General features: G+C 42.4%; 16 protein-coding genes. 6 read left to right on the top strand and 10 right to left on the bottom strand.

Annotated features, from left to right (window positions below):
* Positions 1-228 precede the first annotated feature (228 nt).
* Together RRG12_RS20220 and RRG12_RS20215 are read left to right on the top strand one after the other, a co-directional pair.
* The gene (locus tag RRG12_RS20220) at positions 229-2,331 is read left to right on the top strand and encodes an NAD(P)H-quinone oxidoreductase subunit 5 (protein WP_420760497.1); all 2,103 of its coding nucleotides are present in this window, start codon (positions 229-231) and stop codon (positions 2,329-2,331) included.
* A gap of 233 nt (positions 2,332-2,564) precedes the next feature.
* Positions 2,565-4,142, top strand: coding sequence for an NAD(P)H-quinone oxidoreductase subunit 4 (locus tag RRG12_RS20215; RefSeq protein WP_420760496.1), 1,578 nt, complete (start codon positions 2,565-2,567; stop codon positions 4,140-4,142).
* 149 nt (positions 4,143-4,291) lie between these two features.
* On the opposite strand, the gene RRG12_RS20210 is transcribed toward RRG12_RS20215, so the two are convergent.
* From RRG12_RS20210 to RRG12_RS20200, 3 genes are read right to left on the bottom strand one after another with little or no spacing between them, the layout of a single operon-like run.
* Positions 4,292-4,525: a DUF4351 domain-containing protein gene (locus tag RRG12_RS20210; RefSeq protein WP_420760495.1), complete on the bottom strand. Its 234-nt coding sequence runs from the start codon at positions 4,523-4,525 to the stop codon at positions 4,292-4,294.
* Between the two features lie 35 nt (positions 4,526-4,560).
* Entirely contained in the window at positions 4,561-5,550 is a 990-nt protein-coding gene (locus RRG12_RS20205; protein ID WP_420760494.1) for an Rpn family recombination-promoting nuclease/putative transposase, read from the bottom strand.
* Positions 5,551-5,577: 27 nt separating this feature from the next.
* The gene (locus RRG12_RS20200) at positions 5,578-8,181 is read right to left on the bottom strand and encodes an ATP-binding protein (protein WP_420760493.1); all 2,604 of its coding nucleotides are present in this window, start codon (positions 8,179-8,181) and stop codon (positions 5,578-5,580) included.
* Positions 8,182-8,605: 424 nt separating this feature from the next.
* Here RRG12_RS20200 and RRG12_RS20195 point away from each other — a divergent pair, with 424 nt between their 5' ends.
* Both RRG12_RS20195 and RRG12_RS20190 read left to right on the top strand, forming a co-directional pair.
* Positions 8,606-9,328: a Uma2 family endonuclease gene (locus RRG12_RS20195; RefSeq protein WP_420760509.1), complete on the top strand. Its 723-nt coding sequence runs from the start codon at positions 8,606-8,608 to the stop codon at positions 9,326-9,328.
* A 150-nt stretch (positions 9,329-9,478) separates the two neighbouring features.
* Positions 9,479-10,183: a hypothetical protein gene (locus RRG12_RS20190; RefSeq protein WP_420760492.1), complete on the top strand. Its 705-nt coding sequence runs from the start codon at positions 9,479-9,481 to the stop codon at positions 10,181-10,183.
* A gap of 320 nt (positions 10,184-10,503) precedes the next feature.
* Here the strand turns inward: RRG12_RS20190 and RRG12_RS20185 are convergent, their stop codons facing one another.
* Both RRG12_RS20185 and RRG12_RS20180 read right to left on the bottom strand, forming a co-directional pair.
* Positions 10,504-10,737, bottom strand: coding sequence for a type II toxin-antitoxin system HicB family antitoxin (locus tag RRG12_RS20185; RefSeq protein ID WP_420760491.1), 234 nt, complete (start codon positions 10,735-10,737; stop codon positions 10,504-10,506).
* 26 nt (positions 10,738-10,763) lie between these two features.
* Positions 10,764-10,895: a hypothetical protein gene (locus RRG12_RS20180; RefSeq protein ID WP_420760490.1), complete on the bottom strand. Its 132-nt coding sequence runs from the start codon at positions 10,893-10,895 to the stop codon at positions 10,764-10,766.
* A gap of 126 nt (positions 10,896-11,021) precedes the next feature.
* Between RRG12_RS20180 and RRG12_RS20175 the strand changes: the two genes are divergently transcribed.
* Complete coding sequence (locus RRG12_RS20175) at positions 11,022-11,993, top strand: hypothetical protein (RefSeq protein ID WP_420760489.1); 972 nt, start codon at positions 11,022-11,024, stop codon at positions 11,991-11,993.
* Between the two features lie 2 nt (positions 11,994-11,995).
* The gene (locus tag RRG12_RS20170; RefSeq protein WP_420760488.1) at positions 11,996-12,403 is read left to right on the top strand and encodes a hypothetical protein; all 408 of its coding nucleotides are present in this window, start codon (positions 11,996-11,998) and stop codon (positions 12,401-12,403) included.
* Between the two features lie 82 nt (positions 12,404-12,485).
* Here RRG12_RS20170 and RRG12_RS20165 read toward each other — a convergent pair whose 3' ends face one another.
* The 5 genes from RRG12_RS20165 to RRG12_RS20145 form a co-directional block, all read right to left on the bottom strand.
* On the bottom strand, positions 12,486-12,629 hold the full coding sequence (locus RRG12_RS20165) for a hypothetical protein (protein WP_420760487.1): 144 nt from the start codon (positions 12,627-12,629) through the stop codon (positions 12,486-12,488).
* 217 nt (positions 12,630-12,846) lie between these two features.
* On the bottom strand, positions 12,847-13,290 hold the full coding sequence (locus RRG12_RS20160; protein WP_420760486.1) for a DUF29 domain-containing protein: 444 nt from the start codon (positions 13,288-13,290) through the stop codon (positions 12,847-12,849).
* 34 nt (positions 13,291-13,324) lie between these two features.
* Positions 13,325-13,582, bottom strand: coding sequence for a BrnA antitoxin family protein (locus RRG12_RS20155; protein WP_109007450.1), 258 nt, complete (start codon positions 13,580-13,582; stop codon positions 13,325-13,327).
* A gap of 3 nt (positions 13,583-13,585) precedes the next feature.
* Positions 13,586-13,852, bottom strand: a complete 267-nt coding sequence (locus RRG12_RS20150) for a BrnT family toxin (RefSeq protein WP_420760485.1) — start codon at positions 13,850-13,852, stop codon at positions 13,586-13,588.
* Between the two features lie 84 nt (positions 13,853-13,936).
* Positions 13,937-14,215 carry a LapA family protein gene (locus RRG12_RS20145; protein ID WP_420760484.1) on the bottom strand — a complete coding sequence of 93 codons (279 nt, stop codon included), beginning with the start codon at positions 14,213-14,215 and terminating at the stop codon, positions 13,937-13,939.
* Between the last annotated feature and the right edge of the window lie 85 nt (positions 14,216-14,300).

Genomic DNA, 14,300 nt, shown 5'->3' with positions numbered 1-14,300 from the left:
ACTGGGTATTGGGCATTGGGCATGGGGCATGAGGCATAGGACAAATGACAAATGACCAATGATAAATGACGAGTGACAAATGACCAATGACGAGTGACCAAATCTAAAACCATGCTTAACACCCCACCCAATGACCTTTGGGTGGGTTATTTTATGCTAAAGGGTGTGTGTCACAATTATTAACAGTTCCGACACGCTATTCAAGAATTCTAAAAGTAGGCGTCAGTGATGGAAGTAATCTATCAGTATGCCTGGCTGATTCCGGTGTTCCCTCTTTTTGGGGCAATGCTGGTCGGTCTAGGGTTAATCTCGTTTAATCAGGTGACAAACCGCCTACGGCAGCTTAACGCTGTGGTGATTATCTCCATGATGGCAGCAGCTATGGGGCTATCCTTTGCCTTGTTGTGGAGTCAAATTCAAGGACACCCGGCTTATCTCCGCACCTTTGAGTGGGCGGCCGCTGGCAATTTTCACCTGAGCATGGGCTACACTATTGACCACCTGACAGCCCTAATGCTGGTGATTGTCACAACGGTAGCCTGTTTAGTCATGGTTTACACCGATGGCTACATGGCTCACGATCCCGGCTACGTGAGGTTTTACGCCTATCTCAGTTTGTTTGGCTCCTCAATGTTAGGTCTGGTGGTCAGCCCCAACCTAGTACAGATTTATATATTCTGGGAACTGGTGGGAATGTGTTCCTACTTGCTGGTCGGTTTTTGGTACGATCGCAAGTCAGCGGCCGATGCGGCACAAAAAGCCTTTGTAACCAACCGCGTAGGCGACTTTGGTTTGTTACTCGGCATTTTAGGGCTGTTCTGGGCAACAGGAAGCTTTGATTTTAATATCATGGGCGATCGCCTCGCCCAACTCGTCGAATCAGGTTCTATCAGCAATTTTCTCGCTGTCCTGTTTGCGATTTTAGTTTTCTTAGGGCCAGTTGCAAAATCAGCCCAATTCCCTCTCCATGTCTGGCTACCAGACGCAATGGAAGGCCCCACCCCCATTTCTGCCTTGATTCACGCGGCAACAATGGTGGCAGCGGGTGTTTTCCTCATTGCCCGGATGTACCCAGTATTTGAAGACGTTCCAGCCGCAATGAATGTCATTGCCTATACTGGGGCGTTTACGGCGTTTTTGGGGGCAACCATTGCCATTACCCAAAACGACATCAAAAAGGGCTTGGCTTACTCCACCATTTCCCAACTTGGTTACATGGTGATGGCAATGGGAATAGGTTCCTACAGTGCTGGACTATTCCACCTGATGACCCACGCCTATTTCAAAGCGATGCTGTTCTTGGGTTCAGGTTCAGTAATTCATGGTATGGAAGGTGTCGTTGGACACGACCCCGCCTTAGCTCAAGATATGCGGCTGATGGGTGGACTGCGAAAGTATATGCCCGTCACATCAATTACCTTTTTGATTGGTTGCTTGGCAATTTCTGGTATTCCGCCTTTTGCTGGCTTCTGGTCAAAAGATGAAATTCTGGGTAAGGCTTTTGAGGCTAATCCACTCCTCTGGTTGATTGGCTGGCTAACTGCCGGGATTACTGCTTTCTATATGTTTAGAATGTATTTCATGACATTTGAAGGCAAATTCCGGGGTACTGACGAGAAAATCAAGGAAAAACTCAAGAAAGCTGCGGCCACAATTGTCCTGGAATTAGAGTCAGAAGAACTAGCCCCGAATTTTGGGCCTGGGGCGATGAAGAAAGGAGAATTAGCGGCAACTAGTCAGCAGCATGATTCCCATGACTCCCACGGGCATCACAGCGACTCCCCCCACGAATCGCCGTGGACAATGACGCTGCCGTTGGCACTGTTGGCTGTGCCTTCGATTTTGATTGGTTTGGTGGGAACTCCTTACGCCAATTATTTTGAAGAGTTTATCTTTCCTCCTAGCGAAACTCTCTCCGAAGTTATAGAAAAGGCTGCCGAGTTCAATCCGACGGAATTTTACATCATGGCGGGTGCTTCAGTCGGAATTTCTTTAATTGCGATTACCCTGGCTTCGCTGATGTATTTGCGCCGTAAAATTGACCCAGCTGCGATCGCTGCTCAAATCAAACCACTTTACGAACTATCCCTCAACAAGTGGTACTTTGATGACATTTACCATCGGGTTTTTGTCCTCGGCTTGCGTCGCCTAGCTAGACAAGTTATGGAAGTTGACTTCCGCGTTGTCGATGGTGCTGTTAACCTCACAGGCTTTTTCACCCTTGTTAGCGGTGAAGGTCTGAAGTACCTAGAAAACGGTCGCGCTCAATTCTATGCCTTGATTGTATTTGGGGCGGTTTTGGGCTTAGTAATTGTCTTTGGTGTCACCTAACGTAGAGACGTAATATATTACGTCTCTACATACGTTTTACATAGCGTATCAATTAGTGATTAGGCAATAACTATGTTGTATAAAGATGAAGGCAAGGATATAGATTTACCTACCTTCATCTTTCTTTATTTTTATTAAATCAACCTAACGAGGAAGACCAAATACCGAAAAAGCTGTTAGTTAATAACTAGTGACTTTTTGCCAAACATGATTTTGATAGCAGACAAATTGTGATGAATACAGCTAATTTCCCGTGGCTGACGACGATTATTCTGTTGCCAATAGCCGCGTCGCTACTTCTTCCCATCATCCCTGACAAAGAAGGCAAAACAGTGCGCTGGTACTCCCTCGTCGTAGGGCTGATAGATTTTGCACTAATTGTTTACGCTTTTTATACTGGGTATGATTTCTCCAATCCAGATTTGCAGTTGGTGGAAAGTTACCCCTGGGTACCACAATTGGGTTTGAATTGGTCAGTAGGGGCTGATGGCTTATCCATGCCCCTAATTATTTTGACTGGATTCATTACCACGCTGGCGATTTTAGCAGCTTGGCCTGTCACCTTCAAGCCCAAGCTATTTTACTTCTTGATTTTGGCAATGTATGGCGGTCAGATCGCCGTGTTCGCTGTCCAGGATATGCTGTTGTTTTTCCTGGTGTGGGAACTGGAACTGGTACCGATATACTTTCTGCTGTCGATTTGGGGAGGTAAAAGACGGCAGTATGCAGCGACCAAATTTATTTTATACACCGCCGGCGGTTCGCTGTTTATTTTGCTGTCTGCCCTGACAATGGGATTTTACGGCGATACGGTGACGTTCGACATGAGAGCGATCGCCTTAAAAGATTTCGCCCTGAATTTTCAACTAGCCCTCTATGCTGGCTTCCTGATTGCCTACGCCGTCAAATTGCCGATTATTCCCTTGCACACCTGGCTACCTGATGCCCACGGTGAAGCTACAGCCCCCGTACACATGTTATTAGCAGGTATTCTCCTGAAAATGGGTGGTTACGCCTTAATTCGGATGAATGCTCAAATGCTCCCCGATGCCCACGCTTATTTTGCACCAGTGTTGGTAGTTTTGGGGGTAGTTAATATCATCTACGCTGCCTTGACATCCTTTGCCCAGCGCAACCTAAAGCGAAAAATTGCCTACTCCTCAATTTCTCACATGGGCTTTGTGATGATTGGTATTGCCTCCTTCACCGATTTGGGATTGAGTGGGGCAGTATTACAAATGGTTTCCCACGGGTTAATTGGGGCGAGTTTGTTCTTCCTGGTTGGCGCAACTTACGATCGCACCCACACCCTGATGTTGGATGAAATGGGCGGTGTTGCGAAGAGAATGCCGAAGATTTTCGCCATGTTCACCACCTGTTCGATGGCTTCTTTGGCATTGCCAGGGATGAGCGGTTTCGTGGCAGAATTGATGGTGTTTGTGGGCTTTGCTACTAGCGATGCTTATAGCTCTACCTTCAAAGTGATCGTGGTGTTCTTGATGGCAGTGGGAGTGATTTTAACTCCGATTTATCTGCTGTCGATGTTGCGAGAAATTTTCTACGGTAAAGAGAACGAGGAATTAGTTTCTCACCAAGCTTTGATAGATGCCGAACCCCGTGAAGTATTTATCATTGCCTGTTTGTTAATTCCAATTATTGGTATTGGTTTCTATCCCAAATTGCTGACTCAAATGTATGACGCTACAACTGTACAATTGACGGCAAGATTGCGTGATTCCGTGCCGACATTAGCACAACAAAAAGACGAAACACTAAAGGTTTCTTTGAGTGCGCCGGAAATTGGTAATTAAGTTGCGATCGCTAGTTTAGTTTAAATATTTATTGCTTCGAGGGCGGGTACAAAACCCGCCCTTTTTGTTACTCATTGAACTAAGTTAAAAAAATACTCTATGGGGTAAGCGAGTAGAGGTGTTTTTCATAATTTTCATAAAAATAGATTTTAAGCTGATTGATTTGTTTGCAACCAGTTAAATAAATCTTCCATAGCAGTAAAATCTAATAAAGATTCACCAAGGTTTTCTAACTGATTTAAAGAAAGAGATTGGATGCGTTCTTGCAATTCTGGTGATAGTTCTCCCACTCGTCTTTGTAGTAACCTTAAAATCAGCTGTTGTTCACCTTCTTGTTTTCCGCGCTCGTAGCCGATGCGCTCACCTGTAGTTACGTATCTCATAGTCCGCTCCTGCTCAATCTTCATAAAAATAGATTTCAAACTGATTGATTTGTTTGCAACCAGTTAAGTAAATCTTCTATAGCAGTAAAATCTAACAAAGCTTCACCAAGGGTTTCTAACTGATTTAAAGAAAGAGATTGGATGCGTTCTTGCAATTGTGGTGATAATTCTCCCACGCGTCTTTTTAGTAACCTTAAAATAAGCTGTTGTTCACCTTCTTTTTTCCCTTCTTGTTTCCCTTCTTGTTTCCCTTCTTCTTTTCCGCGCTCGTAGCCGATGCGCTCACCTGTAGTTACATATCTCATAGTCCGCTCCTGTTCAAATTGTTTAAACTCTTCCCAAAATTGATTTTCTAATGCCTTTGGTAATATCATAACCCAATCGATAAATCGATACAAATTACGAATATCCTGCTCTTCTAAGCCCAAATCATATAGTCTGCGAATTAAGCTAAATTTCCAGATTTTGCGCTGTTCAGGTGATGAGCGTGTCTGCTGCATTTTCAAATGCGCCATGACGACAGTCGCAAATGGATTATCGCTATTTTCTAACTCGTGAAAGCGATTTTCGTAATCCAAAAGTTTTATACTACCAAATTCAAAATTTAAGCGAGTATTGGGATAATTGTAACTGTAATTGTTTGGTCGCCATTCGCGGTTTGAATCACAGAGAATTGCAAGGCTAATTGCTGGTTGATCAAAGCGGTCAAATATGCGAAAATTGTAGGTAAACATCCGCTTAGAAAAATTATCTTCTTTTTGCGCCTGAATTTCAACATGGATTAATAACCAAAGTTCTTCCCCTTGGATTGGCCAAACTTTGACTAATTGATCAGCATATCGCTTACCCTGTTCGGCTTCACGAGCTATTTGTTGAAATTCTTTATCTAGAAATTGATATGGACGCTCCCAATCAATTAATGCAGAAGTTTCTGGAAAAAAGAAATGCATGGCTTGGGGAAAATAAGCTTCTAGAATTTCTTTCCAAGGGCTATCAAAATCAGCGCGTTCGCTATCACTAGTCATGTCATTTTTCATTTGTCCAGAATAGCATCAAATTCTGGATAGAGTCGCAGTACTTGCAGTAGCTAGTTTAGAACTTTGATTAATCGGAATTTCTACCCAAAACTCTGCTCCTTGTCCGGGTTCCGAAATACACCAAATAGCTCCGTTGTGTTTTTCTGTGATAATCTGAGCGCTAATTGCTAATCCTAATCCAGTGCCTTTACCTGCGGCTTTTGTGGTAAAGAAAGGGTCAAATAATCTTTGCTTAACTACTTCGGTCATACCAGGGCCATTATCCGCAATTTGTACAGTTATGCGATCCAAGTCGCGTAACTGAGTATGAATTACAATCTGGCTGGGTTTAGCTTCTATATCCTCAATAGTTCGCTTACTGTTATAACTATCCAGAGCATCAATGGCATTACTGATCAGATTCATAAATACCTGATTCAGTTGTCCGGCATAGCACTCTACTAAAGGAATATCACCATATTCTTTGATTATTTCAATTCCGGCATTTCCAGAGGTTTGTTTGAGGCGATTTTGTAAAATCAGTAGTGTGCTATCAATACCTTCATGAATATTGACAGGTTTCATATCCGCTTCGTCAAGTCGAGAAAAATTCCGCAAGGATAGAACGATTTCACGAATGCGATTAGCTCCCATTTTCATTGAAGTTAGGATTTTAGGCAGATCCTCAGTCATAAAGTCAAGGTCGATCGCTTCTATATGAGCTTGTACTTCAGATGTTGGATTAACATTGGACTTTTGATAGAGTTCTACCAGTTCCAATAAGCCGAGTGTATATTCATTTACATGGGTCAGATTGCCGTAGATAAAGTTAACTGGGTTATTGATTTCATGAGCTACTCCAGCCACTAATTGACCTAAACTCGACATTTTTTCAGTCTGAATTAGTTGGGCTTGGGTTTCTTTGAGATTGTGTAAAACTTGGTTGAGTTGTTCTGCTTGGGCAGTAGCAGCAGCAGTAGCAGCGCGGCTTTGATTATACAATTGGGCTTGGTCAATAGCGATCGCTAACTGGTCAGCCACGCCTCGAATAATTTCCACTTCATCATCACTCCAAGGGTGAAGCTCTCTACTATGTTCGCAGACAATCACACCCAAACAACCCGACTGGGTTTGAATTGAAACTATTAGTAGAGACTTAAAGCCCAATGTCACTAGTAAATTCCGACTCTTGAAATCAAGCCACGAATCTGTCGCAATGTCATCAAAGCAAAGCAAATTCCCTTGCATGACAGCTTCACTCAGGGATTCCACGTTCTGGATAGGAGAACAGCCTAAAGGTTCTGTTAAATCGGGAGCGCAAGCTTGCTGACTCAGTTCAAAGCTAGTAGATTCATCTTCTTGATGACACCAAAAAAACTGGCATCGATCGATCTGTAGCAGTTCCCGAACTTCAACCACTACTGTACTCAAAATCGTATTTAGATCCAGCGAGTTACGAATTTGACTAGATAGACGAGTTTTAAGAATTTTCTCCCGCTCAACTAGCTCTCGCAATTGGACTTCAGACTGTTTTAACTCTAGCTTGGCCATCTGACGATTGACACTAGCTCTTGCTAGTAGCCAAGAACCAATGCCAATTAGTCCTATTAACCCAGCATATAGCAGTAGCAATTGACTCAAAAATCGGTTTGATTTGGTCGTCAACGCCTCTGGCGATACCCATGAGACAATCTTCCAGTAATAGGATTTTTTAGCACCAATTTGATGTTGGCTTGGTGCAAAAGCTTGTCCGGCTCCCGTACTAGATTTTTGCCCTTCCACAAGTGGATAGACTGTGGTAAAAGTAAACATTCCCTCAGCAGTTTGGAATTGTCCCGATTCTTCTTGAGAAATTTCCTGCCATGCTTGGGGAAAAGCTTTGCCAAAAGTGCGGTTTTTGCGTTCGGGAAACATAAATCCCCATTCATCTTCAGGCTTCACCCCTTTTAACCAGTAACCATCGGCATTCAGTAGCATTCCCTGGCTAGAAGCATTAGCAAAAGTTTGATTAAAATTGTCCAGCATTTTTGCGCCGAAATAGTTTAAGATTACAACGCCTCGTTTCTGTCCACGGCGATCAAAAACAGGAGTACCAAAGCGGATCATTGGCTTAAGGGGTTGTTCAACTTGACCACGTTCGATGTTGAGGTCAAGGGGAGAGACAAATACTTGTCCTTGGTTTAACCGCAAAGTGTCATTAAACCAGTAGCGCTTGGCTTGAACTTGCAGTTTTTCTTCGGGGACAATCGCTGGTTCACCCTGGTTAAAGTTGACTCTGACAACTTCCTTACCTGATTGATCCAAAAAGCGGATTTGGTCGTAAAGTTTTTTATATCGAGAAAATAATAAGAATTCTTGGGAAAGTGCCTGTTGTTGTCCATTCACTCCCTCTAAAACTCTTTGTAGCTCGTTTTGTTTAGAGATAACCATCAAATCTGAGATAACAGAATGAAAATCTCCACTGATTACTTTGGTTTGTAAATCTACCTTGCCGATTTCATTAGTTTTTAATACAACTTTTTCAGTTTGTACCTGTTGGTAGTAGATAGTTGCGATAACACCCCCAACTAATGCTGACAAGGGCAAAAAAACCGTTAGGAAGTTTTTGATTAAAACTCGTGAATGTATCTGTAGTGACATATCTGTTACTTAAGTAAAACTCAAATATCGGGCTAAAAATTAGCTAAGTTCCAGATGCGCTACATTTTCGGAGTCCAGGTTGAGAGAAGATTTTTTCTCTTGGTAGGTATAGGTATTCAGCCCAGCTACCAAATTAACCATGAAATTGAATACTCTGCGACTTCTGGAATGTTCTATGTGAACAATGTTCCGCCCTTTTTTGCTATTGTCAGTTAGATACTCTGATAGTCAGTACCGAAAAACCACGAATTTGATGTAATAAATTTACACTCGTAAGTATTTACATACTGAGATGATCCCGACATCAGGCGATGTCTATGACGGGCTACGCCTACGCTAAAAATGGTTTTTGATTTTTGATATGCGATCGCACATCAATAGATTACCTACAATCTATCTAGAATCAGATTTGGCAAAACCGCTCATGTTAAACTACAATCCGCTCCATTGTTTGCCATCTTCCGAAGAACTACCGGACTCTAATGACACCCCTGTGGATAATGAAGTCCAAAATTTAATTCCCGGCTTGCTAAAAACGATACTAGCTTTGGTTTGGTGCGATCGCTGGGATTGGTTCTTTGGTGTTGATATGGGTATTTATTATCACCCAGAAAAATCAGCTATTGTCCCTGATGGATTTCTCAGCTTAGGAGTTAAACGCTTCGTTGATGAGGATTTACGCCTAAGTTATGTGTTATGGGAAGAAAAGCAACTGCCAATTTTAGCACTAGAAGTTGTTTCCCAAATATATCGGGAAGAATATAACATCAAGAAAGAATTCTATGCTAAAGAATTAGGAATTTTGTACTACGTTGTATATAGTCCCCTTCGGCGTAAAAAGACACCCTTGGAAGTGTATCGCCTAGTCGATGGGGAATATATTTTAATGTCAGGAAATCCCGTTTGGCTACCGGAAATCGGTTTAGGAATTGGGCGAGAACGGGGAATTTATCAAGGTATAGTGCGGGAGTGGCTGTACTGGTATGACGAAGAAGGGCAAAGATTGCTGACACCAGAAGAACGCATTAGAGAAGCGGAAGAACGCACAGCTTTTGAAGAACAGCGACGGGTGGAAGCAGAACAAAAAGTAAAAATGTTAATTGAAAGGTTGAATGCGCTAGGTGTTGATCCAGAAACTTTGTTATAGATTCACCAAATTTTCTAATTTTCGCTGCCTTAATGTTAATTAGCTTCCTGGCTAGGGAATTATATCTATAAAGCAACTCATTGCTTGATGATGCAAATCGTCATGGCTTGTTGCTCAATAAATATATTTACCAAAACCTGCATTAAAAATATGGAAGTTAAATTAGGATTTGGAGCAGTCCCAAAACCTCAATATGTCTTTGTCAGCAAAGAATCGGATCACTGCTGGTATATGCTATCCGACGATACAAGACAAATCCCAATTTATGAAAGAGCCTTGACTGGGGTGATTACAGGGATAGAAATTAACAAAAAAGTGGAAACTTCACATGGAGAAGCAGAAAAAACTGATTTGCATATTCTGGCAGATAAACCTTATGTTATCCGCTCAGGAAGTGAATCTTACTTCTCTAAAAGTTTGTTGCTTTCGCTTGATGCCTTGACTTCTGAACAATTGCATCATCCATTGACGATCGCAGTCAGTCCTGGAGAGAGAACAATTGTATTTTGTGCAATTTATAATCCAATCACTTATCGTTCTATAGGTGTTAGTTGGAATGGACACAGGGAAATTGACTGGCAAGCTTTAGGACAAAAAGTAAGTTTAAAAATTAATTGTATTCAAAATTTACATCAAGATGAAATCCAAATATGTGCTAATACAACAGCATCAGAAATTCATGCAGTTTTGATAGCTCAAAGTGACACATATTTAGCCCAGTTAAATTGGACTCCAGAGCAGGGAAGGGATTATTTGCAGCAGAAATATGGCAAGCGATCGCGTCTACAACTCACTGATACAGAAATTCTGGACTTTATTGATTACCTGAAGCTACAACTAAGAGCTGATTCGTAAAGAAAATCTTAAGGATACCCAAATCGCTACTAGGTCTGAGTTTCAGCGAATAAGTGCTTGATTGGTTTAAATTTCTGAAACCCTTACAAGACAAGTACTTTACTTGAGTTTACAAATTAGCTCTAACCCAAAATTTCCCAACTTAGATGCTGTTGTATAGTAAGTAATCCTATCTAATTTGTGAAAATTATTGGTGTCCAGATCCCCGACTTCTCAAAGAAGTTGGGGATCTAACTTTTCACGAATGATTTAGGATGGACTCAATATACCAGTGACACCGGAAAAATCAACTGTGACTATATCATCGGGATTAAATGTCACTAAACTGTCTCCTCACTTTCAGGAAAAATTGAAGCTGCGTACTGTAACGAAAACAATGCTAAATCAACCTGATCTTCCCGTTGACTAGCAACTTCCAAGCAACCTTGAATCGCATCTTGCAGCATTTCTAATAGATGTTCGTAGCTGTCTCCCCAAGTGTGACATCCTGGTAGGGCAGGTACAGAACCACACCATACACCGTCTTCCTGCCAGATAACTGCTTTAATTTTCATCGCCAATCATCTCCACAAGACTACGACTAACATTCTATTGTCAAGTCGAGTGCGTAGGCGTAGCCCGTCGTAGACATCGCTTGTCCTTTGCATTGAGGTGTTAGCCTCCCACAGATGCGATCGCACTCAACATGAAAAGGATTGACAACTGCATTCATCGCAGTCTCAAATTTACACCTTCTGAATGTTCATTAGTTAGTATCTCCGGGAAACATAAGTATAAGGTGATGCCTTGCTTTTATGTTTAACCCGTAGACAAATACTAATCACATCAGGAGTATTTCATGATTCCACTGATCTTAGGTGCTGTTGCTATAGCTGGCGCTGTTTTTGGTGTAGGTGCAGGTGCTATGGGCGTTGCGGATATGAATGAGGCAAAAGAAATTGGCAAACGCGCTCAAAAGCGTCATGAGGATGCTGTCAGCCAATTAAAAACAGACTGGGAAGCAACTAACGAACTGGCAGAAGAGTATGGTCAATTCCAGCTTGATGTAATGATGCGTACAATTGGAAGTTTTGTTGACTTTATCGAACGAAACATTGGTAAAGCAAAACAAAGCGAAAAGGAGTTCTTAGAGGGGCTAGACGGAATTTCAGTTCAGCAGATCAAAGAGTACAAAACTGCCGCAATGGAAGCTGAACAGTTTTTCAAAGGTGGCGGTAAGGCTATCGGGGCAGCAGCAGCAGGATACAGTGGCGCAATGGGTCTTGCTACCTCTGTAGGGGTAGCGAGTACTGGAACACTTATAGGAGGACTCAGTGGTGCTGCCGCCTGGAATGCGACTCTAGCATGGCTGGGCGGTGGCTCATTAGCTGCCGGTGGCGGAGGCATGGCTCTTGGTTCTCTTGTGTTGGGTGGTATCACTGTTGGGCCGGCTGTACTAATTGGAGGCTTTGTGCTGGCTGGTGAAGGCGAGAAAGCATTGACAAAAGCACGGGAATATGAAGCTGAAGTTAACACAGCAATCACTAAAATTGAAGCAGCAAAAGACTTTATGCAGCAAGTGAAACGGCGAATTACTGAGTTGATGGATTTGGTTGAGTCTCTCAACAATCTTGCTGTTGTGGGTCTGAATGAACTTGAATCTTTGCCATCATTTGACAAAAACAGGGATGCTAGTAAATTCCAGCAGCTAGGGCTTTTAGTGAAGGCGCTTGCAGAAATTATGAAAACCCCTGTTCTAGATAATCAAGGGAATCTAAACGCTGCTACTGCAACTATCAAAGCGAAATACCATACCCTTGGAGGCAATTAAAAATGTCAATCAAGAAAGTTACCAAAGTAGTAGTCAAAGAAGTCATTAATCCTGCTGAATCTCTACAGCAAATGGTTTCAGCATACACCGATTACCTAAAAGTTGCCGAACAAGAACAGACAAAGAGACGAGAGATTGATGCTTGGGAAAACGAAACAATCACCAAGATTAATGCCCAGCGAGAGTTGCTGATGGCGTATCTAGATCGCTCTTTTGATGAACGTGCAGAAAACTTTCGCGCTTTATTTGCTGTCGTTGATAATGCGATCGCATCCGGCAATAATGAACAACTAGCCCTTACCTTAAACTCAATCACAGAAATAGCTAAATCAAGCCCTTTCAAAGACCTTGCTAACTTAGCTTCTGTTCGCGCCGCCCTAGATGATCCAGACCACGAATGGACGTTTTAATTTTATAAGAATGCGATCGCTCTACTAAAACATGAAAAAAGCCTGATAACACAGGCTTTTTTCATGTTTTAGTACAATATCTTCAGGCTAAAAGCGTTTTGATAAAATAGCGATCGCCACTATCATTGTGTTGCAATACAACTTTCACAAGACGATGAGCTAAGAAAATATTACGTTTCAGATAGATAGCGATCGCAAAGCTGCACTTGATGCGATCGCGATTCATTGCAACTGCGATCGCAGCTACATCCTTAATGAGGCGGTAGCCGTTTATCTAGAGATACATCAGTGGCAAATCGAGGAGATTCAAAAGGGAATTGCTGAAGTGGATGCTGGAGAATTTGCCAGTGATGAAGAAGTAAAAGCAACTTTTGCAAGACTCACCAATGCATATTAAGTGGCTGCGTAGTGCGCTTCATTCCACACAGTCACAATTACAGTTATCAAATATCGCTTGCTTCCGGTAGCCAGTCTTCATCCAACACTAACTCTACAGAATATGGGCACTCTTCTGGAAACACGGATACAAGTATCCCCGTTTGCTTGGCTGCTTGCCGACGCGCCCTTTGATAACTTTCCTCAAGTTGCTCTGTAGGATAACTCTTAAGACTAAGACTATCTTCTATTGCTAACTCAATTTGGGTGCGAGAATCGGTGATAGAATCGAGCCAACTATCTGAGCGACGCTGGGGTTGATATTGCCACTTGAGCAGATGCAACAGTAAGCGAGTTAGTTGACTGGCAATAGCCCGCCGTTCACTTTTGCCCAAGCCTTCAACCTCTTCAATCAAATGTTCTACATCAACTTCATGCCAGTGATGCGATCGCAATAGTTGGGCTGTCTGCTCAATCCACAAATTAAAATCTGCTTTATAAGTTGCGCTCATAGCCGTTCTCGATCTTACGGAAGCCAAAATATCCTTATTTTCCAATACGCTCAAGTTCTTCTCGCAATACTCGCCGTAATGTATCTTCTAACGGTTCACGGCGCTGCTGAATGTACTCACGCAAGGCATCGTTAATCAAAGTTTGGTAATTTCCACCACCTGCTGCGTGAACTTGGTCACGAAACCATGCTAGTACTTCATCATCTAGGCGAATTGTAATTCGAGTTTTGCCTGTTGGTGTTGATTCAATCGCTCCCCGCTTGCCCTGGCTAAAATCATACTCAGCTTCCATCACTTATCCATCCTCATACTGCTTTTGTTCATAGCGCGTAGCTTTGCGGGCAGAAATCAATCGAATCTCATCATTGCGCCATGTATACACAACTACTAAAACTCGACTGAAAGCATCTATCCCAATAGTGATAAATCTCTCTTCATCAAAACGTTCATCTGTGATAGTAATTGCTAAATCGTCAGAAAATACGGTTACTGCATCAGCAAAGTCAACGCCATGCTTGCGAAGATTAGCTGCTGCCTTATCCCTATCCCACTGATACGCCATCTAAATATATTGTATGCACATTCGTGCATATTAACAGAGGAAGAGTCCTTAACTGGTGTACTTCTGTGTGTTTTTTTTCAAACCTCAAAAGTCTTCATCATCGACAAAAAATTCGGCATCGTCTTCCAATCGAGAATCACCCTGCCCAAAACCAGCAAGTCCCCACAGAGGTTGCAGCAGTGCCATGCCAATTAACCCTATACCGGCACTAAAAGCTAGCACTAAACCCATTGGTATCTGAATTGATTGGAATGTTAAGAATTTTAACGATACGGGTGTGGCATTTTGGACTGAAATAATAGCGATCGCAATTACCCAAACCGCTATAACTAGAGATGTCAAAAAAGGCGCGAGAGTTTTCATACTTTGATCGAAGTGAGCAGAGACGCGATTGAGAAGTTAGGAGTTATTAATTTAGAACTCATAACTGTTTAAAAGGAGTTAGAGG

The sequence above is a fragment of the Nostoc sp. CALU 546 genome (genome assembly GCF_048836525.1).
This window is presented reverse-complemented; position numbering and strand designations above follow the sequence as displayed.